21 protein-coding genes are annotated in these 20,925 nt (G+C 37.6%); 14 read left to right on the top strand and 7 right to left on the bottom strand.

The window, feature by feature from the left end; all coding sequences use genetic code 11:
- Nucleotide 1 precedes the first annotated feature (1 nt).
- From ACFJGY_RS04720 to ACFJGY_RS04690, 7 genes are all read left to right on the top strand, one after another.
- Complete coding sequence (locus tag ACFJGY_RS04720; RefSeq protein ID WP_379968621.1) at nt 2-244, top strand: hypothetical protein; 243 nt, start codon at nt 2-4, stop codon at nt 242-244.
- Between the two features lie 3 nt (nt 245-247).
- Complete coding sequence (gene dinB, locus ACFJGY_RS04715; RefSeq protein ID WP_379968619.1) at nt 248-1,333, top strand: DNA polymerase IV; 1,086 nt, start codon at nt 248-250, stop codon at nt 1,331-1,333.
- Nucleotides 1,334-1,483: 150 nt separating this feature from the next.
- Nucleotides 1,484-2,938: an alpha-amylase gene (locus ACFJGY_RS04710; RefSeq protein ID WP_379968617.1), complete on the top strand. Its 1,455-nt coding sequence runs from the start codon at nt 1,484-1,486 to the stop codon at nt 2,936-2,938.
- A 56-nt stretch (nt 2,939-2,994) separates the two neighbouring features.
- Entirely contained in the window at nt 2,995-3,396 is a 402-nt protein-coding gene (locus ACFJGY_RS04705) for a VOC family protein (RefSeq protein WP_379968615.1), read from the top strand.
- Nucleotides 3,397-3,415: 19 nt separating this feature from the next.
- A complete protein-coding gene (locus tag ACFJGY_RS04700) occupies nt 3,416-4,168 on the top strand; it encodes a DUF6597 domain-containing transcriptional factor (protein WP_379968613.1) in 753 nt (250 codons plus the stop codon).
- A gap of 23 nt (nt 4,169-4,191) precedes the next feature.
- Nucleotides 4,192-4,713: a serine O-acetyltransferase gene (locus ACFJGY_RS04695; protein WP_379968611.1), complete on the top strand. Its 522-nt coding sequence runs from the start codon at nt 4,192-4,194 to the stop codon at nt 4,711-4,713.
- A gap of 71 nt (nt 4,714-4,784) precedes the next feature.
- Nucleotides 4,785-5,945, top strand: coding sequence for an FAD-dependent oxidoreductase (locus tag ACFJGY_RS04690; RefSeq protein WP_379968609.1), 1,161 nt, complete (start codon nt 4,785-4,787; stop codon nt 5,943-5,945).
- A 70-nt stretch (nt 5,946-6,015) separates the two neighbouring features.
- Here the strand turns inward: ACFJGY_RS04690 and deoC are convergent, their stop codons facing one another.
- Together deoC and ACFJGY_RS04680 are read right to left on the bottom strand one after the other, a co-directional pair.
- Nucleotides 6,016-6,762 carry a deoxyribose-phosphate aldolase gene (gene deoC / locus ACFJGY_RS04685; protein WP_379970101.1) on the bottom strand — a complete coding sequence of 249 codons (747 nt, stop codon included), beginning with the start codon at nt 6,760-6,762 and terminating at the stop codon, nt 6,016-6,018.
- 105 nt (nt 6,763-6,867) lie between these two features.
- Nucleotides 6,868-7,338, bottom strand: coding sequence for an Lrp/AsnC ligand binding domain-containing protein (locus ACFJGY_RS04680; protein WP_379968607.1), 471 nt, complete (start codon nt 7,336-7,338; stop codon nt 6,868-6,870).
- 410 nt (nt 7,339-7,748) lie between these two features.
- On the opposite strand from ACFJGY_RS04680, the gene ACFJGY_RS04675 reads away from it, so the two are divergent.
- A complete protein-coding gene (locus ACFJGY_RS04675) occupies nt 7,749-10,568 on the top strand; it encodes an alpha-amylase family glycosyl hydrolase (RefSeq protein WP_379968605.1) in 2,820 nt (939 codons plus the stop codon).
- A 69-nt stretch (nt 10,569-10,637) separates the two neighbouring features.
- On the opposite strand, the gene ACFJGY_RS04670 is transcribed toward ACFJGY_RS04675, so the two are convergent.
- Nucleotides 10,638-11,168, bottom strand: a complete 531-nt coding sequence (locus ACFJGY_RS04670; RefSeq protein WP_379968603.1) for an SRPBCC family protein — start codon at nt 11,166-11,168, stop codon at nt 10,638-10,640.
- A gap of 358 nt (nt 11,169-11,526) precedes the next feature.
- On the opposite strand from ACFJGY_RS04670, the gene ACFJGY_RS04665 reads away from it, so the two are divergent.
- On the top strand, nt 11,527-13,545 hold the full coding sequence (locus ACFJGY_RS04665) for a M3 family metallopeptidase (RefSeq protein WP_379968601.1): 2,019 nt from the start codon (nt 11,527-11,529) through the stop codon (nt 13,543-13,545).
- 88 nt (nt 13,546-13,633) lie between these two features.
- Nucleotides 13,634-14,011, top strand: coding sequence for a YchJ family protein (locus tag ACFJGY_RS04660; protein WP_379968599.1), 378 nt, complete (start codon nt 13,634-13,636; stop codon nt 14,009-14,011).
- A 3-nt stretch (nt 14,012-14,014) separates the two neighbouring features.
- Here the strand turns inward: ACFJGY_RS04660 and ACFJGY_RS04655 are convergent, their stop codons facing one another.
- On the bottom strand, nt 14,015-14,260 hold the full coding sequence (locus tag ACFJGY_RS04655; RefSeq protein WP_379968597.1) for a VF530 family DNA-binding protein: 246 nt from the start codon (nt 14,258-14,260) through the stop codon (nt 14,015-14,017).
- A 339-nt stretch (nt 14,261-14,599) separates the two neighbouring features.
- Here ACFJGY_RS04655 and ACFJGY_RS04650 point away from each other — a divergent pair, with 339 nt between their 5' ends.
- The 4 genes from ACFJGY_RS04650 (at nt 14,600) to ACFJGY_RS04635 (ending at nt 17,802) form a co-directional block, all read left to right on the top strand.
- Nucleotides 14,600-15,253, top strand: coding sequence for an SGNH/GDSL hydrolase family protein (locus tag ACFJGY_RS04650; protein ID WP_379968595.1), 654 nt, complete (start codon nt 14,600-14,602; stop codon nt 15,251-15,253).
- Nucleotides 15,253-15,783 carry a YfiT family bacillithiol transferase gene (locus tag ACFJGY_RS04645; RefSeq protein ID WP_379968593.1) on the top strand — a complete coding sequence of 177 codons (531 nt, stop codon included), beginning with the start codon at nt 15,253-15,255 and terminating at the stop codon, nt 15,781-15,783. The genes ACFJGY_RS04650 and ACFJGY_RS04645 overlap by 1 nt, the downstream gene beginning before the upstream one ends.
- 79 nt (nt 15,784-15,862) lie before the next feature.
- Nucleotides 15,863-17,350: a histidine ammonia-lyase gene (gene hutH / locus ACFJGY_RS04640; protein ID WP_379968591.1), complete on the top strand. Its 1,488-nt coding sequence runs from the start codon at nt 15,863-15,865 to the stop codon at nt 17,348-17,350.
- A gap of 5 nt (nt 17,351-17,355) precedes the next feature.
- Entirely contained in the window at nt 17,356-17,802 is a 447-nt protein-coding gene (locus tag ACFJGY_RS04635) for a GNAT family N-acetyltransferase (protein ID WP_379968589.1), read from the top strand.
- A 100-nt stretch (nt 17,803-17,902) separates the two neighbouring features.
- Here ACFJGY_RS04635 and ACFJGY_RS04630 read toward each other — a convergent pair whose 3' ends face one another.
- The 3 genes from ACFJGY_RS04630 to ACFJGY_RS04620 all read right to left on the bottom strand — a co-directional run bounded on the left by ACFJGY_RS04630 (nt 17,903) and on the right by ACFJGY_RS04620 (nt 20,879).
- On the bottom strand, nt 17,903-19,078 hold the full coding sequence (locus ACFJGY_RS04630) for a carboxypeptidase-like regulatory domain-containing protein (RefSeq protein WP_379968587.1): 1,176 nt from the start codon (nt 19,076-19,078) through the stop codon (nt 17,903-17,905).
- Nucleotides 19,079-19,139: 61 nt separating this feature from the next.
- On the bottom strand, nt 19,140-19,967 hold the full coding sequence (gene ygiD, locus ACFJGY_RS04625; protein ID WP_379968585.1) for a 4,5-DOPA dioxygenase extradiol: 828 nt from the start codon (nt 19,965-19,967) through the stop codon (nt 19,140-19,142).
- Nucleotides 19,968-20,369: 402 nt separating this feature from the next.
- A complete protein-coding gene (locus tag ACFJGY_RS04620) occupies nt 20,370-20,879 on the bottom strand; it encodes a YceI family protein (protein WP_379968583.1) in 510 nt (169 codons plus the stop codon).
- Nucleotides 20,880-20,925: the final 46 nt, after the last annotated feature.

Below are 20,925 nucleotides of genomic sequence, written 5' to 3'. Positions count from 1 at the left end.
ATTGCCAAAGAAAGAATATAATCCCGAAAAATTTCGGGATTTTTTTTTGATTAAATTTGCTTCAAATATTTTAGATTATTTAAATTTCATGGCAGCTTTTCCGCCTTCCGTTCCCAAACCTAACGAAGTGGTTCGGCGAAGTCAATCTTTTTTGCCAAGGCTTTTTCCAGCCGCAAAAAAAAGGATTTCCACTCAAGTCGGGCTGCAGTTTTGTCAAAATAATAAATTGTCAACAACCATATAACCAATGCAGCCGCAGCGCAAAATCATTCACGTAGATATGGATGCCTTTTATGCTTCCGTAGAGCAACTCGACGATCCGAGTCTGCGCGGGAAAGCCATTGCCGTTGGAGGCGGTCATCGTGGCGTGGTTGCAGCAGCAAGTTATGAAGCCAGGAAATTCGGCGTTCGGTCCGCAATGCCAAGTAAAACGGCTAGAGAAAAATGCCCGCATCTCATTTTCGTAAAGCCGAGATTTCAGCGCTATAAAGAAATTTCAAATAAGATCAGAAGCATTTTCCACGAATATACAGATCTCGTGGAACCGCTTTCTCTGGACGAAGCTTACCTGGATGTCACAGAAAATAAAAAAGACATCGAGTCTGCCAATGATATCGCAAGAGAAATAAGGAAACGTATTTTCGAGGAAACAGGACTGACGGCTTCTGCGGGAATTTCCGTCAATAAATTTCTGGCAAAAGTTGCTTCCGATATCAACAAACCAAACGGGCAGAAAACCATCCATCCAACCAAGATTAATGAGTTTCTGGAAAATCTCCCGATTGAAAAATTCTATGGTGTGGGAAAAGTCACTGCCAATAGAATGCACACGCTTCACATCTTCAAAGGTTCTGACCTGAAGGCAAAATCCCTGGACGAGCTGGAAAAACTCTTTGGAAAATCCGGGAAATATTATTACAATGTTGTCCGAGGCATCCACAATGGTGAAGTAAAACCCAACCGAATCCAGAAAAGTGTAGCGGTGGAAAGGACGTTTTGGGACGACATCAATGAAGATGAAGAGATCGATGAAAAACTAAAATCGCTGAGTCTGGAGCTGGAAGAGCGCCTAGGCAAAAAAGGAATCAAAGGAAAAACCCTGACTCTGAAAATAAAATACAAAGATTTTACACTTTACACCAGAAGCAAAACGCAGGATCTCTATTTTGAAAATGCAGAAAAATTCTATAACACCGCCAAACATCTCTGGGAACTGAGACCTTACGACAAAGCCATTCGTCTTTTAGGACTTTCTCTTTCCAACCTCAATACAGAAGAAAAAAAACAGGTTTCTGTTCAGCTGAAAATTCCTTTTGAGGAGTTTGAGGATTAATAAAAGCCATAGACAAACCATAGGCTCACCTATTAAAATTATAGGCTCGCCTGGCAAAATCATAGCTCGGCTTCCCTTGGCTTGATATTTTCATAGGTTGAAAAATCAAATCAATAATCTGAAAAAATCTACATTCTTATGAACGGAACTATGATACAGTTTTTCCATTGGTACACTGATGGAGACTCATTCCTTTGGAAACACGTAAAAGATCAATCACAATATCTTGCCGACCTCGGCATCACTGCAGCATGGCTGCCACCGGCTTATAAAGCAACGAGTAATTACGATGTAGGTTATTCTCCTTATGATCTTTTTGATATTGGAGAGTTTGACCAGAAAGGAAGTGTCGTTACAAAATATGGTTCAAAAGATGAGTATCTATTAGCCATCCAATCCTTGAAAGAAAAAAACATCCAGGCAATTGCAGACGTTGTTCTCAACCACAAAGCCGGAGGAGATGAGCTGGAGAAATTCCGAGTGGTAAAAGTGGACGAAAACAACCGTGAAAAAGTTATTTCTGAAGTCATTGAGATAGAATCCTTTACTAAATTTACTTTTCCGGGAAGAGGCGACACCTATTCCAATTTCAAATGGGATTTTACTTGTTTTACAGGCGTAGATTATGCCGAAGGAGCGGATCCAGGGATTTACAGAATCTTCAATGATTTCAGTGATGGTTGGGATGAAATCATCGATAATGAAAAAGGGAATTATGATTACCTGATGTATAATGACATAGAACACCGTAATCCCTTTGTACGCAAAGAACTGAACCATTGGGCAAAATGGTACCACGACCAGACAGATTTCGACGGTGTGAGACTGGATGCCGTGAAGCATATTTCGCCCGGTTTTTATAAAGAATGGCTCTACACGCTAAGAGCAAACACGGGAAAAGACATCTTTGCTGTCGGCGAATATTGGGCTCCCGGACTTCTACCGCTTTTGGAAGCTTATATCGATTCTATAGAAGGCTGTATGAGTCTCTTCGATTCTTCTCTTCAGAATAATCTGCACACAGCTTCCAAAACTCCGGATTATGATCTGAGACAAATTTTTAATGAAACCTTGGTGGCTTCTCATCCGGAAAAATCCGTAACAGTAGTTGATAATCACGACACACAGCCGCTTCAGGCGTTGGAAGCGCCGGTTGAAACCTGGTTCAAACCATTAGCTTATGCTTTGATTTTATTAAGAAAAGATGGCTATCCTTGTGTTTTCTATCCTGATCTTTATGGTGCAAGCTACAAAGATCAGGGCAACGACGGCAACGAGTATGAGATCCATCTTGATAAAGTTGATGCCATAGAAGAGCTAATCAAAGCGAGAAGAGATTACGCTTATGGCAATCAGAAAGATTATTTTGAGGATGCACATTGTCTCGGCTGGGTTCGTGAAGGCGACGGTGAACATTCTGGCTGTGCCGTTGTCATCAGCAACAAAGATGCTTATCATAAGCCTATGGAAATTGGGAAACGCTATGCCGGACAAACTTTCTATGATTTTACAGGACATTTGCAAGACAAAATTACGATTGATGAAAATGGCTGGGCAGATTTTCCTTGTCCTGCAGGGAATGTGAGTGTTTGGGTGGCTGGATAAATGTTGGGATAAAATTTTTATATTTGGTTAAAATAAACTGAATCAATCAAAACACTATGGAAAACTCAGACAAAACGCCTAAAGTAACCGGTATCGGCGGCATTTTCTTTTTCTCCGATGATCCAAAAGAAACCAGAGACTGGTATGCTAAAAATCTTGGAATTGACACCACAGAATGGGGCGCCACTTTCGAATCAAGAAACAATAATGACCCCGACATCATTGAGTCTATGCAATGGAGTCCGTTCAAAACCGGAAGCAGTTATTTTTCTCCTTCTAAAAAGGAATTTATGATCAATTACCGCGTTCAGAATATTGAAGGTCTGGTGAAAAATCTAAGAGAAAATGGTGTGACAGTTCTTGACGAAATCGAAGATTCTGACTATGGAAAATTTGTTCACATCTTAGATGCGGATGATAATAAAATAGAACTTTGGGAACCTTCTGACATCAAATAAAAAATATTTTGCAGATAAAATGGGCGAAGAATTAGAATACAGACTCATCAAACCGGATCAATCCATTGCTGATTATGTGTATTGTTTTTCGTCCCTGCAAAATCTATCAAGCCAAAAAGAAGGCGTCGTCATCCCAAATGGGAAGATCGATTTGCTATTTTGCAAAACAAAAAACAACCAGCTTCAAATTGTGCTGATGGGTTTGGAAACTAAGCCCAAGCCAACGCCAAAGATGGATATTATTTCTTTCTTTGCCATCAGTTTCAATCCGCTTGCGTTGGAATATATTCTTCATCAGTCCATCGCAGAATTGGTCAACAGCGGAATGGAATTACCGAATGATTTTTGGGATTTTAACATTAATGATCTTGATGATTTCAAAGCATTTTGTGACAAAGCATCTAATAAAATCCAGTCACTTTTACCCTCAGAAGTTGACGAAAGAAAAAAGAAATTATTCGACCTTATCTTCGAAACTGATGGCGAAATAAACATCAAAGAATTGTCCGAAAAAATAGTCTGGGAAGAACGGCAGATCAACCGTTATTTTAAAAAGTATTTAGGAATTTCGCTTAAGTTCTATTGCAATATTTTGCGTTTTCAGGCTTCGCTTTTTCATATTAAAGACGGCAACCTTTATCCTCAGCTTAATTTCACAGACCAATCACACTTCATCAAGGAAATCAAAAAACTCTCCGGCGTTTCGCCCAAAGAATTATTCAAAAATCAAAACGACCGATTTTTACAATTTTTGGTTTATCACACCAAGTAATTTTACATGGTAAAATTTAAAATATGTTCAGTACTATTGTTAAAATAAGTTGCCATTCAAAATATAAATTCCTTAAAAAGATCGCAAACAACCTGTTAGAAAAACTCTACTGCTGCGAGATTAACTGCATCGAGATCGACAGAAGTGTTTTATTTGCGCATCACGCAAGAGGCTGCACCATTGTTGCGGCAAAAATTTGTGAAAATGTTGTGATCTATCAGAACGTTTCGATTGGTGCTAACCTGAGATACAACAAAATCAGTCACGAATGGGAAAATCTTGGAAATCCCATTATTTGCAGAAATGTAACCATAGCTGACGGAGCTAAAATTCTTGGTCCAGTTGTAATTGGAGAAAACTCTGTGATTGGTGCTGGTTCTATTATTACCAAAAATATTCCTCCAAATAGTATTGCATTTGGCGTGAATCAATTTAAACCTAAGGATGAAAATTACGATTTGATATTTAATCCAAATATGCCGGATTCCGGAAAAATAATTGCGGCGAATAAAAAACTAATTACCGAATTCTATCAGCATCAATAGCCAAAACGACCGTTTTTTACAATTTTTGCTTTATCACACCAAGTAATTTTGCAGCATAAAATTTTAAAATTATGCTCATCAATAATAAATCAATCGCTATCGTTGGCGGCGGTCCCGGCGGACTAACTCTTGCACGACTTTTACAAATGAAAGGTGGCAATGTTAAAGTGTATGAAAGAGATCTCGATAAAAATGCGAGAGTCCAGGGTTCGCCTCTGGATCTTCACGAAGACTCCGGTTTAGCAGCAATTCGTAAGGCTGATCTTTTAACGCAATTCAAACAAAATTTTCTTCCAGGCGCAGACAAAACATTAATCCTAAACGAACAGGCAAAAATATTTTACAGCGATCACGAAACTAATATTGAGGAAAATTTTGGCGATGAATATTTCCGTCCGGAGATTGACCGCGGTTCCTTACGAAAAATACTATTGGAATCTTTAGAGCCGGAAACTGTAATTTGGGACAGTCATTTTATCTCGATGGAAAAGCAAGGTGACGGCTGGAAATTAAATTTCAAAAACAGATATTCAGTTTATGCAGACATCGTAATCGGTTCTGATGGCGCCAATTCCAAAATCCGTCCATATATTACAGGCATCAAACCAGTCTATTCTGGAATTCTGATGCTGGAAGGTAATGTTTATCAGTCAAAATCCAAAGTTCCAACTATTGACAGTTTAATTAATGGTGGAAAAATAATGGCTTTCGGGAGTGAAAAAAATATTCTGATGGGACAAAAAGGCAATGGCGATCTTGGTTTTTACGCAAGTTTCAAAGCTGATGAAAATTGGGCAACAAAAAGTGGTTTAGACTTTAATAACAGATCACAAGTTCTTGATTGGTTCAAAACCATTTATCCCGAATGGAGCGAAATCTGGTACGAACTATTTGAGAATGCAGAAATGCCATTCGTTCCGCGTCCTATTAATTATATGCCTTTGGATCAAACCTGGGAAACTCAATCCAACTTAACGATGATTGGCGACGCCGCTCACGTGATGCCACCGTTTGCTGGCGAAGGTGCGAATATGGCGATGCTGGATGCTTTGGAACTAAGCGAATATCTGACTTTAGAAAAATATGATTCTCTGATAGAAGCCATCTCTGAGTATGAAATTAAGATGAGAAAAAGAGCCTCAGAAGCAACAAAAGAATCTCTTGAAAATGGAGAAAAGATGCATTCTAAAAATGCTTTGGAAACGATGCTTGATTTTTTTGGCGGACATTGATTGAGTAAATAATAAACAAAACCTCCCGGAAAGTGATCTTTCGGGAGGTTTAGATTTTTAAAGATAAATTTCAATATCCGGTTCCGGCTTCGCCTTCACCCAGAAGTGCTTTCGCAGCAGAAGTTCCGATTCTTTGGATACCTAAAGTGATCATTTTTTCTGCATCATCGGGAGTTTTCACGCCGCCAGCTGCTTTTACAGGGAGTTTCCCGGCATTGTCCAGCATAATTTTCACACCTTCGAATGTTGCTCCGTTTGGTTTTCCGCCTTCTGTAACGTAAAATCCTGTGGAAGATTTTACGAAGATTTTTGAGAAGTCTTTTTCTTCAAAGTTAGCTTGCGCCCATTTCCAGATGTTAGCGGTCAAGTCACCAATCTGCTCATCAGAAAGTGCAGCAATCTCAATGATCCACTTTACGGGTTTCCCGAAATGTAGTCCCAGTTTAGTTCCTTCTACAAATTCTTTTTCAACCAAATTGAGATCCCCGGATTTATAAGCCTCATAATTGATGACGTAATCCAGCTCATCCACACCATCCGAAATTGCCTGATTGGCTTCTGCCAGTTTTTCTTCCAAAGAATAAGTTCCTTCGTGAAAACCAATCACAGTTCCCACCAAAACGTCAGCGTTTTTTGACACCAGATAGTCTTTGATAAGCTTTACATAATTTGGACGGATCATCACTTCTTTGAAGTTATAAGTGATGGCTTCGTCTGTCAATTCTCTTACTTTTTCAAACGTTTCTTCCTCTGACAAACCTGATTGAGAAGGCGTTTTAAGATATGTTGAATCTAAATATTGGTTGATTTTCATAATCAGATTTTTATTGATTTAGGCCGTAGAGAGGCGATTTCTATTAAGTGCAAAAATAAAAAAAGGATACAAATATCTTGCATCCTTTCATAATTATATCAATTTTTATTAAACTTTCAACTGTCTGCTGATACTTTGCTCCAGAGAGATAAAGGTTTCTGTTCTTGTAACACCTTTCAGTTTCTGAATTTTGTTGAGGATCTGCATCAAATGATCGTTATCCTTGCAAAGCACTTTTAAAAATATAGTGTAATTTCCTGTTGTATAATGTGCTTCTACTACCTCATTTACAAGATTTAGATTTTTGATCGCATCTTGATAATGACTTGGCTGCTCGAGGAAGACTCCGATGTAAGAAACTACTTTATAGCCTATTTTTCTTGGATTAAGGAAAGAGATAGAATTTTCTATTACACCAGCCTGTTCCAATTTTTTGATTCTCTGATGAACTGCTGTAGTAGAAATCCCTACATGCTTTGAAATGTGAGCAAGAGAAGTTTTTGCGTTATCCATTAGCATGTAAACAATCTCTTTATCAACACCGTCTAAATGATAACCAGATTCTGAAACACTTTTCATAATTTACTTTGGATTTTGAATTTTTAAATATATTACTAAATATTTTAAATAAACGAATAATTTTAATTTAATTAAGAATTATAAATGTCTATATAGTTATTTTTTAATTAAAATAATTGTTTATCATTTTCTATTAGGTTGTAAAAATATAGAAAATAATATGAATTATAAAATTATATTTAGGTTTATTTTCCAAAATAATAGAAAAATCACATAAACCAAATTTTATCCAAATGTGTACTAAAGGTTAATTTCCGGTAAAGTAAAAACTAAAATCTAAAGATTCAGATTTTAAGTTATAAAAATTAAATATCTAAAAATCAATTAATTATACCATAAAATAACCTTCAAATAAAAATTAATCCTGAATCATGAAAAAATGATATATTTAAAAACTTTTATATAGACCAATGAAAAAAATTTACAACCTGATCGCATTTTTAATTGCGGTCATAGCCATGGCACAGCAACAGACTGTGACCTACTCGATCAGCCCCGCTGCTTTTAATGAAGATGAGTCCATTACCATTACATTCAATGGTAGCAGCATCAACGAAAGCACCTGGGGCGTTACAAACAACGCACTTTATCTTTGGGCCTGGTCTTACGACACCAATGACCTTAACAGTCAGGATTGCCCAACGAATGGCGCTTGGACCGCTTCAAACGAAGCCAACAAGCTGACTTACAATTCCGGAAACGACACCTACACGATGACCTTTGTCCCAAAAACGTTCTACAACAGAACAGGATTGGGGAAAATCGGATTTCTGGTAAAAGCGAAAGACGGTACAGGTACCAAACAATCGCAGGATATCTATTCTGAGGTAGGAAAATTCCAATTCGGAACTACAACTCCGAAAAACGGATCGGTTAATTTCATCACTTCCGGGAATAATTATCCTATTTCTTACAGCACATCTTTGCCAGCAAATTATGTTGTAAAAGCAAACGGGAACACGATTTATACTGCAAACAATGTATCGTCTATGTTCACGGCATATAACGTGACTGTTGACAGCCAGATCGAACTGACTGCAACAAGTGTTGCCGATGGAACTGTATTGACTTCAAAATTCAGTATTTCTCCAACGCCAACAACACAATCAGCTGCCATACCTTCTTACATGAGACAAGGTATTACTTATGACCCGAATGATCCTACGAAAGTTGGTTTGGCTTTGTATGCACCTTTAAAAACTTATGTACACGTAATCGGAAGCTTCAACAACTGGCAGGTTTCTTCTAATTATATCATGAAGAGAGACACTAATAATACCAATCTTTTCTGGATAGAAATTACAGGACTTACACCTCAGCAGGTTTACACATTCCAATACAGAACGAGTGACGGCGTAAAAGTAGCAGATCCATATTCTACTTTGGTTCTTTCTCCAGATGATGATCCATATATTACTGCTGCAACATATCCTGGATTGCCTGCATATCCATCTGGACAGCAATATGATGTGTCAGTAGTTCAAACTGCAAAACCTGCATATAACTGGACTGTGACAAATTTCCAAAAACCTGCAAAACAAAACCTTATCGTTTATGAAGCTCTTGTAAGAGATTTCACCGAAGGAAAAAACTGGCAGGCAATGATTGATAAAATACCCTATATCAAAGGATTGAACGTGAATGCAATAGAGCTAATGCCGGTAATGGAATTTGACGGAAACAACTCTTGGGGATATAATCCCGGTTTCCACTTAGCATTAGATAAAGCATACGGAACACCGGAAAAATTCAAAGAATTCATTGACAAATGCCACCAAAATGGAATTGCAGTAATTCTTGATGTTGCACTAAACCATGCAACAGGAAGATCACCATTAGAAAGACTTTGGTCTACAAGTACGGACGGAAGTTATGGCGGCGTTTCATCAAGCAATCCATATTTCAACCAATTAGCAACACACGCTTACAGTGTTTTTTATGATTTTAACCATTCAAAAGCTGAAACAAGATATTATGTGAACAGAGTTTTGGAACAGTGGATCAAAGAATACAAAGTTGACGGATTCCGTTGGGATCTTACAAAAGGATTCACTCAGAATTGTACCGCTTCGGATGAAGGTTGTACAGGATCTTACCAACAGGACAGAGTGGATGTTCTGAAATTATATTCAGATTATCAATGGTCTTATGATCCGACTTCTTACATCATCTTCGAACATTTGGGAACAGATGCGGAAGAGCAGCAATGGGCAAATTACAGAGTCAATGAAGGTAAGGGTGTTATGATGTGGGATAACTTGATCGGTCCTTACGGTCAAAACACAATGGGGTATGACGCTAACAGCAACTTCAACAGAGTGGATTTTGAAAACCACGGTTTCAGCGAAAGAAGAAATATAACTTACGGAGAAAGCCACGATGAAGAACGTCTGATGTATAAAAACCTGACTTTTGGAAACGGTAGTGTGAAAACACTTGCAACAGCCCTTGAAAGACAAAAAGCTTACGGTGCAGTTTTCTTGACAGTTCCTGGTCCAAAAATGATCTGGCAGTTTGGAGAATTAGGTTACGATTTCAGCATCAACAGATGTGAGAACGGAACCATCAGCAACGATTGCAGATTGTCTCCAAAACCGGTTGCCTTTACTTTAGGTTACGATACAAATGCAACCAGAAAAGCAATTTATGACACTTGGTCAAAAATCCTGGCTATTAAATTATCAAGTCCGGTTTTCGACACAACAACTTTCACGGTAGAATCAGGAAATCTTTTACCTAGAATCTATATCTGGAATGATGCGCTTGCAGCAAACACATTAAAGAATGTTGTAATTGTTGCCAACTTCACAACAACAGCCCAAACGGTTACACCTAATTTCCCATATTCGGGAACCTGGTATAATTTGATGGATAATTCTGCTATGTCTGCCGGTGGTTCTACAACAGTAGTTCTTCAGCCGGGAGAATTCAGAATTTTCGGAAATCAAGTGGCTTTGGCAACACACGAGACTAAAATCGATGCCAACAAAACATCACTACAGATCACTCAGAATCCTGCGACAGAAGGATTATTGAAGATCAGATATAACAAAGCTAAAAACGGACAGATCAACGTTTTTGATCTTAACGGAAAACTAATAAAATCTTTCGGATTAAAATCTGCTAAAGGAGACGAAACATTCTCTGTAAAAGGATTGAACACCGGCGTTTATATGGTTCAGTTAAAATCTGATGAAGGTTTGGCAGTTTCTAAACTAATCGTCAAATAACACAAAATAAAAATTTTTCAAATCAAAATGAAATCGCCCCGAAAATTCGGGGCGATTTTTTTATTTTAACTACTTTTCAGAAAGCTCTTTCAACTTTTCAAGACCTTCCGAAAATGATTTATTCATCTGATAATTCATCATTGGTTTCATCGGTTTGAAAAGCGTCTCGATTTCGTAGTCGATTGTCCAGGTCACTTTGGTTGCGGAACCTTCCGTTGCAAGAAGCAGGTCAGAAGTCGCTGTATCATCCATTGGTTTGATAAAATGCATTTTGGTTGCTACTTTTTCATTAGTAACAATTGCCGTGATTTCCTGCTCGCCTTCGCCAACATCATCGTTTCCTTTCCAAGTATAGCCGTCACCAACTTCGCCAGCAGTTCCTTTGTAGGTCACAGTAAGGTTCGGATCCATTTTCATCCAAGGATTCCAAGTGTTGAAGGTCTTCATAGAATTCACATTCTGCCAGACCTTCTCTTTCGACGCATTGATAACGATTGATTGTTCATTATGACATTTGCTGTCAACCACCAGCATTGCGATCAGACAATACACCACAAAAATGCCAAGAATGACACCAACAATTTTCAAGAATTTTTTCATAATCAGTATAGTTTAAGTTCAAAACAAATCTAAAAAGAATTTGAATACAACAACTTTTCCTATGACAATATTTATTTGACTACGTCGAACCACTGCGTTAGGTTTGGGCGCCTTTATCCGTCTTCCACTCCCGCTTTTTTGCCTTGTCTGAAAAGACAAGACAAAAAGAGCTACGTTCAAGCCGGGGCGCAATTTTGTCATATTTTCAACTTTAGGTACTAAATTTGTGATTTCAACAAAATTAGAAAAGGCTTCGACTCCGCTCAGCCTGACAGTGTTAAAACAATATCATATCGTATCTGCGTTGTCATGCTGAGGCTCTCGAAGCACATAAAAAATCAAAATCCCATATAAAATTATGAATCCATTATTAGAAAAATTCAATACAAAATACACCTCATCACCTTTCAGCGACATCAAAGAAGAACATTACCTTCCCGCTTTTCAGGAATTAGTAAAAACCGAAGAAAAAGAAATCGAAGAAATCACCAACAATCCCGAAGCGCCAACTTTCGAAAATACGATTGAAGCAATGGCGTTTTCCGGCGAACAACTGGACAGAGTTTCCAGTATTTTCTTCAATCTCAATTCAGCTGAAACCAATGATGAGATTCAGAAAATAGCGCAAGACGTTTCGCCACTTTTGACAGAGTTCTCTTCCAAGATTTCTCAAAACGAAAAACTATTCGAAAGAATCAAAAACGTTTATGACCAAAAAGACACTTTGTCCCTAAACGAAGAACAAAAAATGTTGCTCAACGAAACTTACAAAGGTTTTGTGAGAAGCGGTGCTTTATTGAACGAAGAAGATAAAAAGAAGCTGGAAAAAATCAATATGGATTTGTCAATCAAGTCGCTTCAGTTCGGGCAAAACGCATTGGCTTCGACCAATGCTTATTTCAAACATATTACAGATAAAGAAGAACTAAAAGGGATTCCTGAAGCGATTCTTGAACAATATGAAGAAGATGCCAAGGAAAAAGATTTGGAAGGTTACGTGATTACGCTTCAATATCCGAGTTATCTTCCGGCACTGACTTACGCAGAAAACCGTGAACTCAGAAAGGAATTGGCTTTAGCAAATGGAAAAAAATCTTTCGATGGTGGCGAATTTGACAATCAAAATCTGATTAAAGAAATCGTGAAACTTCGTCAGGAAAAAGCGGAATTGTTAGGTTATAAAAATTACGCAAATTTCGTCTTGGAAGAAAGAATGGCAAAATCTCCGGAGAAGGTTTTCGAATTCCTGAACGAACTTTTGGACAAAGCAAAACCTTTCGCTCAAAAGGAAATCGAAGAACTAAAAACTTTAGCGAAAGCCGACGGAATAGAAGAAATCCAAAGTTACGACCACACTTTTTACGCTGAGAAATTAAGAAAACAAAAATTCGATATTGATGATGAAGAACTGAAACCTTATTTCCAACTGGAGAAAGTTCAGGAAGCGGTTTTTGGTTTGGCTGGAAAATTATTTGGTTTAGAATTTAAAGAAATCAATGATGTTCAGAAATACCACGAAGACGTCAAAACCTACGAAATAACTGAAAACGGAAATGTAAAAGCCCTACTCTACGCCGATTATCATCCAAGAAAAGGAAAACGTGCTGGCGCCTGGATGACGAGCTACAAAAATCAATATAAAAAAGACGGTGAAAATTCCCGTCCGCATATTTCCGTGGTTTGTAATTTCACAAAACCAACGAAAGACACACCAAGCTTGCTGACCTTCCAGGAAGTTACTACGCTTTTCCACGAATTTGGACACGCACTTCATGGCGTTTTGGCAGACACACAATATCCGAATCTTTCTGGAACATCCGTAAAATGGGATTTTGTAGAATTGCCTTCTCAGTTTTTGGAAAACTTCTGCTACGAACCGGAATTTCTGAAAACCTTCGCCAAACATTATCAAACGGGAGAAATCTTACCAGACGAAAAAATTGAGAAGTTATCTCAAAGCAAATCGTTTATGGAAGGTTATCAGACAATGAGACAAGTTGGTCTTGGCTTGTTGGATATGGCTTTTCATTCGGAAGCTGGAGAGTTGGAGAATTTGAGTGTGAAAGAGTTTGAGGTTGAGAAAACCTATGACACAAGTCTTTATCCTTCCAATCCCGAAACAGCAACTGCACCAAGTTTTTCACATATTTTCCAAGGTGGATATTCTGCCGGATATTATTCTTACAAATGGGCGGAAGTTTTGGATGCAGATGCATTCCAATATTTCAAAGAAAACGGAATTTTCAATCCGGAAATTGCTTCGAAATATAAAATTCTGCTTTCTTCTGGCGGGACAAAAGACCCGATGGAATTATTCAAAGCTTTCCGTGGAAGCGAGCCGAAAGTGGAGAGTTTGTTGAAAAGAGCTTTTGGATAAATAATGCAAATTTTGTCATTTCGTACTAATTTAAATTAGCACGAAATGACATTCTAATTTCTAACATCTTAATTCTAACTTTTATCTAATGAGTTGTCCCTGCTGTTCCGGAAAATCCTACAAAGATTGCTGTCAACCTTATCACACAAAGGAAAAATCCCCGCCAACTGCAGAAGCTTTGATGCGTTCCAGATTCTCAGCCTTTGCAATTCCGAACGGCGAATATCTTTGGGAAACAACTTCTCCCAACAAAAGAAAATCCCATAATAAAAAAAGTCTCCAGGAATGGGGCGAAATTAATGAGTGGACAAAGCTGGAAATTATTGATAAGCCTTCAATGAATAAGGTGGAATTCAAAGCTTTTTATACGGATGAAGATGGAAACGAGCAAGTTCACCACGAGTTATCGACATTTAAAATGATAAAAAATCGCTGGTTTTATGTGACTGGGGAATTTTTGGATTAAGGTTTACAACAAACCTTTTTTCTTCTTCTTCCTCAAAACGTATAAGTACAAACTTTCCACTTTTGTTCTTGCCCAATCGGTTTTTCTAAGGAATTTCAATGAGGAATTGATGCTTGGATTGTCGGCGTTGAAACATCGGATGTTGATTTGTTTCCCCAATTCTTCGAAACCATTGTAGTAATCCACCAATTCTTCCAAAATTGCGTCGAGTCTTTTGCCGTGTAAAGGGTCTTTCGAAATTTGTTCCATTTTGTAAAATTATAATTTTGAACACAAAGCCCACAAAGATTTTTTATAATTATTGAAAATATTTTTAAGGTTCGCAAAGGCGCTTCGCTCAGCTAAGATTTGAATTTTTTTAAAGCTTCTTTTAATTGGGAAATCTTAAACCAAAAAGTCACAAAAGATTTTTTCAAAAGAACAAAAAGAAAACTTTTAGCACTAATCTTTTTTGAACTTTTGCAAGATCTAAAATTGGCAAAAATTTTGTGACTTTTGTGGTTTATCTATATTATTACAAACATTTTATTTTCTCGATGTAATTTCCGCTTGGCGAGATTTCATATATTTGATTTTAAATCAGAAAAAATGAAAATCTTAACTTTTATCATCGGTTTATTCTCCACAATGTTCTACACCCAAGACTTCGCAAATTTCACCAAATACGCAAAACAGAATCAAGAAGTGAAAGCTAAAAACACAACGCCAAACTCAGTATTAATGGGTGATTCCATAACTGAAGGCTGGTTTGCCACAGATCCGGAATTTTTCACAAAAAACAATTTCGTTGGAAGAGGAATCAGTGGTCAAGTCACTTCGCAAATGCTTCTAAGATTTCGGGAAGATGTGATTTTACTAAAACCAAAACGCGTGATTATCCTTGCAGGAACGAATGATATTGCAGAAAACCAAGGTCCGATTTCTTTGGATAAGGTTTTTGGAAATATTGTTTCCATGGCAGAATTGGCGAAAGCTAATAACATCCAAGTGGTTTTGTGTTCGGCACTTCCCGCTTCCGATTTCCCCTGGAGAAAAGAAATGATGCCTGCTGACAAAGTGATTGCGCTGAATCAAATGATAAAGGATTACGCTCAGAAAAACAAAATTACGTATGTCGATTATCACACACCTTTGAAAGACGACAAAAACGGTTTACCAAAAGAAATTGCCGAAGATGGAATTCATCCGAACAAATTGGGTTATGAAAAAATGGAAGCAATCCTGATGAAAAATTTGAAATAATGAATCTTGAAACATTAAAATTCCCAGTTGGAAAATTTGTAAAACCAGAATCCATCACAAAGGAAATCATTGATTCCGCTATTAACGAAATAGAAAATTTTCCAAATTTTGTGAAAGCTGAAATCCAAAATTTGGATGAAAACGATTTGAATCTAAGATATCGACCAGAAGGCTGGACTATCTCTCAAGTTGTTCATCATTGCGCTGACAGTCATATCAACAGTTATATGAGATTTAAGTTAGCATTAACAGAAAATCTCCCAACAATAAAACCTTACGAAGAAAGTCTTTGGGCAGAATTGCCGGACAGTAAACTTTCGCCTTTTATTTCTTTGAAGTTGCTGGAAGCTTTGCACGAAAGATGGGTTTTCATTTTGAAAAATCTTTCTGATGAAGATTTGAATAAAGAATTCATTCATCCGGAACAGTCTGAAAAGATTTCACTTAAAGAAAATATTTTAATTTACAGTTGGCATTGTCAGCATCATTTGGCGCATATCAAGCAGGCAAAGGTGTTGAGGTTTGAGTAAAATTATTATAACATATTTTTCAGAATTTCCTTCATCATATTACTCTTGAAAAGTGTATTTTTAGGCAAAAATTTTAGTAATGATTTACGGAATCGATACGCTTGGCTATCAGGATGTTTTGGAAATAGCAAAAGATCCATCCCTTGCAAAACTCAGTGAAAAATCAAGAGAACAGATTATAAAGTCGCAGGAAAATGTTCAGAAAATTGTAGCTTCCGACAGAACAGTTTACGGCATCAACACAGGATTCGGGCCACTTTGCGACACCAAGATATCAGAATCGGAAACAGCGCAACTTCAGCACAACCTTATCATTTCTCACGCCGTTGGTGTAGGGAAACCCATTGATAAAAATATTTCGAGAATAATGATCATTGCCAAAATCCACGCTTTGTCGAAAGGATTTTCGGGTGTTTCATTGGAAGTAATTGAGCGCTTGATTTTGATGCTGGAAAAAGACATTATCCCTGTCGTTCCGGAACAGGGTTCTGTTGGCGCTTCCGGAGATTTGGCACCTTTGGCACATTTGGTTTTACCACTTTTAGGATTAGGTCAGGTTTGGGAGAATGATAAACCTGTTGAGACTTCCAAAGTTCTAGAAAAACATAACATTCAACCTTTAAAACTGGGTCCGAAAGAAGGATTAGGTCTGATCAATGGAACGCAATTCATCTTAGCTCACGCCATCGTCGGATTATCAAAATTTGAATATCTTTTGGATCTGGCAGATTTAACTGCGGCAATGAGTCTTGAAGCTTACCGTGGTTCCGCAAGTCCTTTCAAAAAAGAATTACACGACATTCGTCCGTTTGACGGCAGCAGAAAAGTGGCAGAAAGAATGCGAAATTTTCTCAAAAACTCTGACAATCTCAAGTCCCACGAATTCTGTGACCGGGTTCAGGATCCGTATTCGATGAGATGTGTACCACAAGTTCACGGTGCGAGCAGAAATGCCTTCGAACATTTGAAACAAATGGCAGACACGGAACTGAATTCCGTGACGGATAATCCAATCATTTTGAGTGCAGAAGAATCCATTTCAGGAGGAAATTTCCACGGACAACTGATGGCTTTACCTTTGGATTATTGCGCGTTGGCAGCAGCTGAATTAGGAAACATCTCGGACAGAAGAAGTTATCTTTTGCTGGAGGGTAAATTTGGTTTACCGAAATTATTAATCGAAAGTTCTGGTCTCAATTCCGGATTTATGATTCCACAATACACGAGTGCAGCGTTGGTCACAGAGAACAAAACGCTCTGTTTCCCGGCATCTGCAGATTCTATACCGACAAGTTTAGGACAAGAAGATCACGTTTCTATGGGAAGTATTTCGGGGAGAAAATTTAATCAGATCCTTGGGAATCTTGAAAATATCTTGGCTATCGAATTGATGTTCGGTGCGCAAGGTTTGGAATTCCGACGACCTGCAGTTTGTTCTGAAATTGTTGAGAAGAATTATACAATCATCCGTTCTGTAGTTCCAAAATTGGAAAATGACAGATTAATCGGCGAAGATATTTTGAAAATTGCTGACTTGGTAAGAGAAAGAAAACTTGTAGTGAATTAATGAAAATGAAAACCCTTAGAACAACTTCAGAAAACCAAGACTTCCAAAAATTAGTAAAACAACTGGACGCTTATCTCGCTGTGATTGACGGTGAAGACCACGGTTTCTATGACCAATACAACAAAATAGATTCTCTGAAAAACTGCATCGTCATTTTTGATAATGATGAAGCTGTTGCTTGTGGCGCCATCAAAGCTTTCGACGAAAAATCGATGGAAGTCAAAAGAATGTTCACACTTCCGGAGAAACGTGGGAAAGGTTTGGCGTCCGCCATTCTAAAAGAATTAGAAATTTGGACTAAAGAATTAGGTTACGAAAAAACCATTCTGGAAACCGGAAAAAGACAAACCGAAGCAGTAGCTCTTTACGAAAAATGTGGCTACAAAGTCATCCCAAATTACGGTCAGTATTCCGGAGTTGAGAACAGCATTTGCTTCGAGAAGCAATTATAAAATATTTTTCTCTCGCGGATTTTACAGATTAAACAGATTTTGTCCAAATTAAATCTGTAAAATTCGCCTAATCTGCGAGAAATTTAATATTCAGAAAAAATCAGTTTCCCAACTTATAATCCAAAGGCAGCATTTTCGAAATATTCTGTCGTGAAAAATCGCCCTCCAGAATCAACTGATCCGGCTCGGACGAGATACCTTCCGGAAAAATCTCAAATTCCATCGCTTCCGGATGAACGAACGATGTTTGCGTCACCACGCCAGAAGATTTCACAAATTCTCCTTTTTTGATCTCATAATAATACTTCTGGTAATTCACCTGAAGCAGATCTTCAAAGTCAATAAATAACCTTCCGTCTCTGCGTTTGGTGAAATCAGATTCTTTCATTTTGGTTTTGAGAATTGCCATTAGAAACTCAGCATTTTCACTTTTTCTTCGGGAGATATCTTCTAATTCATCCGATAGATGTACGGTCATCACTTTCTGGCTTCTTACAAAACTGTAATAATCTTCCAGCTTTTGAATATCTGTTTCAGAAGGATATTTTGGATTTCTGATTCGTTTGGCGTGATTCACAATAAAGCCTTCTTTTTCCAGTTCATTACTATAAAGAGTCCTCAGAAAATGCATCATACTGCCTTTATAGGCATTCATCCGATTCAGTATAAATTGTTTCTTATTGCCATTTTCCTTAAAAAATGAAGTTCCAAGATAGCTTGTACTTTTCTTTTTAAAATCAGCCTCAAAATTGATTAGATTATATTGAATGGTATAACCCAAATTTTTATTTTCAATAATCAAAGTCTGTGGTGCTTTCACCTTCAGAAATTGATTTTTCTTATCATAAGAAAATTTGAGCGTGCGTTGATTTTTGATCTTTACATCTTCCCTGTCAAATCCGATAAACTGATCCAGAAAATAATTGATAAAGTTGCGATAAGCCTCTTCTGTGTATGGAATGATGACTACTTCCTCTATCTCTTTCTGCGGATTAATAATCACTTTGACTGATTTTCCAATTGCTTGATTCAGAGGAAAAATACTGGTTTCATAATGATCTTTCTGAAAAATTAAGTTCCCGCTTTTCTGTCCCTGGACGTCCAGTTGAAAAGTCCCGTCGTTATTGGAAACTGTCGAAATTTTGGTCCCATCCAGATAGACATTAACATCAGAAATGGCTGAACCATTTTCCGTTTGAATTTTACCAGAAATGATCTGGGAAAAACAATTGCAGACAAAACCGAGAAAGATGCAAAAAAGTAATATTCTTTTCATTAAAACAATATTACTAATTTTTTAGTTATAAAAAAAGACTGCTTGAATAAGTGCTAAAAAATTATCCAATTTTTATTGAAGTCATACTCAGAGAACCGCCAATCAAAGAATCATTGAACAAAGAAAGTTGCTCCGATTTATCCTTCAATCCGAGATTATAAATTAATGGTAAATAATGATCGGGCGTTGGAACGGCGTATTGCAAGAATGTTCCCTGTTTTTGATAATTAATGAGTTTTTGGAAATCACCGTCTAGAAGCCAATTGCTGGTTTTCTCTCTCGCTTCGATTGCCCAGTCCCAGCCTGCACCAACGGTATCGATATTTTTCCAGTCGATCAACCGAAGGTTATGAACGATGTTCCCGCTTCCGATAATCAAGATGTCTTTTTCGCGGAGTTTGGATAATTTCTTGGCTAAATCAAAATGATATTGTGTTGGTTTTGTATAATCAATGCTTAACTGAATAACCGGAATATCCGCATCAGGATAAAGATGCCGAAGAACCGACCAAGCACCGTGATCCAAACCCCAATTGTGGTCTTCTTCTACCAAAACAGGAGCCAATAATTCTGCAGTTTCTTTGGCCAATTCGGGATCACCTTTTGCCGGATATTGAACATCAAACAAGGCCTGAGGAAAACCTCCAAAATCGTGAATGGTTTTTGGAAGTTCCATTGCCGTGACGAAAGTTCCGTTGGTAAACCAATGTGCGGAAATACAAATAATGGCATTTGGTTTCGGGATCTCTTTGCTGATATTCCGGAAACCTTGCACAAAGATATTTTCTTCGATGGCGTTCATCGGAGAACCGTGTCCCAGGAATAGAACGGGCATTTTTTGTGTGGTTGGGAAATTATCGGAGATGTTGGAAAGGTCGTTGAGGTTCATTTTTTATTTTGTAAAATGTATTTTATTTTCTCGCAGATTTGGTGGATTGAGCAGACTTTTTTTGACATAATATTGTCATTCCGTAGGAAACCTAACGAAGTGGTTCGACAAAGTCAATCTAGATAGCGAGATTTAGATTCCTACGGAATGACAAACTTCGTGTTTTTTGACAAAGTTTGTTTTTATAGAATCTGCAGCCCGACTTGAGTGGAGCTCTTTTTGTCATTGCGATTGTAGAAAAGTTTTATTGATTGCTTCCCGTCGATCGCAATGGTAAAAAAAGCGGGAACGGAAGGCGGAAAAAGCTGCCCAAATAATTATTCTTAAAATCAAAAAAGCGTGAACAAAGTTGCCCTTGTTCACACTTTAAAAAACTCAAACTATAAAAAATACTATGATGTATTATTGTTTTACAAACTGCAGTTCTCCTGCAATTTTCACTTCTTCGCTTACCATCACACCTCCTGTTTCCAATGCTGCGTTCCAAGTAAGACCGAAGTCTGATCTTTTAATTTTCCCTTCGAAAGAGAAACCTGCTTTTGTATTTCCCCAAGGATCAGAGTTGATTCCTCCGAAATCTACGTCCAATGTGATTGGTTTTGTAATCCCGTTCAATGTTAGGTTTCCCGTAACATCACCATTCAAAGTTGAAGCTTCGAAAGTGATCTTCGGATTAGCTTCTGCGTTGAAGAAATCTGCAGATTTCAGGTGATTATCTCTGTCTGTATTGTTTGTAAAGATAGAATCTGTATCGATGAAAGCAGAAACTTTTGCGCTTGCGAATGTGTCATCTTCTGCGTCGATCTCTGCATTGAAAGTTGTGAATTCTCCTTTTACGTTAGAAATCATTAAGTGTTTTACTTTGAAAGTGATCTCGCTATGAGTTGGGTCTAATAACCATTTAGTTGCCATAATTTTAATATTTTGTTGATTAATTATAGTGCAAATTTATAGCAGG

It is taken from the genome of Epilithonimonas sp. UC225_85 (assembly GCF_042695135.1).
Classification (GTDB): domain Bacteria; phylum Bacteroidota; class Bacteroidia; order Flavobacteriales; family Weeksellaceae; genus Epilithonimonas.
Note: the sequence above shows the minus strand (reverse complement) of the source record. Positions and strands in the feature narration are given on the sequence as shown.

Bases quoted from the DNA above. Each gene is read 5' to 3' on its own strand.
- dinB (WP_379968619.1), top strand. From the start codon at position 248: ATGCAGCCGCAGCGCAAAATCATTCACGTAGATATGGATGCCTTTTAT.
- ACFJGY_RS04710 (WP_379968617.1), top strand. From the start codon at position 1,484: ATGATACAGTTTTTCCATTGGTACACTGATGGAGACTCATTCCTTTGG.
- ACFJGY_RS04705 (WP_379968615.1), top strand. From the start codon at position 2,995: ATGGAAAACTCAGACAAAACGCCTAAAGTAACCGGTATCGGCGGCATT.
- ACFJGY_RS04700 (WP_379968613.1), top strand. From the start codon at position 3,416: ATGGGCGAAGAATTAGAATACAGACTCATCAAACCGGATCAATCCATT.
- ACFJGY_RS04695 (WP_379968611.1), top strand. From the start codon at position 4,192: ATGTTCAGTACTATTGTTAAAATAAGTTGCCATTCAAAATATAAATTC.
- ACFJGY_RS04690 (WP_379968609.1), top strand. From the start codon at position 4,785: ATGCTCATCAATAATAAATCAATCGCTATCGTTGGCGGCGGTCCCGGC.
- ACFJGY_RS04680 (WP_379968607.1), bottom strand. From the start codon at position 7,338: ATGAAAAGTGTTTCAGAATCTGGTTATCATTTAGACGGTGTTGATAAA.
- ACFJGY_RS04675 (WP_379968605.1), top strand. From the start codon at position 7,749: ATGAAAAAAATTTACAACCTGATCGCATTTTTAATTGCGGTCATAGCC.
- ACFJGY_RS04670 (WP_379968603.1), bottom strand. From the start codon at position 11,168: ATGAAAAAATTCTTGAAAATTGTTGGTGTCATTCTTGGCATTTTTGTG.
- ACFJGY_RS04665 (WP_379968601.1), top strand. From the start codon at position 11,527: ATGAATCCATTATTAGAAAAATTCAATACAAAATACACCTCATCACCT.
- ACFJGY_RS04660 (WP_379968599.1), top strand. From the start codon at position 13,634: ATGAGTTGTCCCTGCTGTTCCGGAAAATCCTACAAAGATTGCTGTCAA.
- ACFJGY_RS04655 (WP_379968597.1), bottom strand. From the start codon at position 14,260: ATGGAACAAATTTCGAAAGACCCTTTACACGGCAAAAGACTCGACGCA.
- ACFJGY_RS04650 (WP_379968595.1), top strand. From the start codon at position 14,600: ATGAAAATCTTAACTTTTATCATCGGTTTATTCTCCACAATGTTCTAC.
- ACFJGY_RS04645 (WP_379968593.1), top strand. From the start codon at position 15,253: ATGAATCTTGAAACATTAAAATTCCCAGTTGGAAAATTTGTAAAACCA.
- hutH (WP_379968591.1), top strand. From the start codon at position 15,863: ATGATTTACGGAATCGATACGCTTGGCTATCAGGATGTTTTGGAAATA.
- ACFJGY_RS04635 (WP_379968589.1), top strand. From the start codon at position 17,356: ATGAAAACCCTTAGAACAACTTCAGAAAACCAAGACTTCCAAAAATTA.
- ACFJGY_RS04630 (WP_379968587.1), bottom strand. From the start codon at position 19,078: ATGAAAAGAATATTACTTTTTTGCATCTTTCTCGGTTTTGTCTGCAAT.
- ygiD (WP_379968585.1), bottom strand. From the start codon at position 19,967: ATGAACCTCAACGACCTTTCCAACATCTCCGATAATTTCCCAACCACA.
- ACFJGY_RS04620 (WP_379968583.1), bottom strand. From the start codon at position 20,879: ATGGCAACTAAATGGTTATTAGACCCAACTCATAGCGAGATCACTTTC.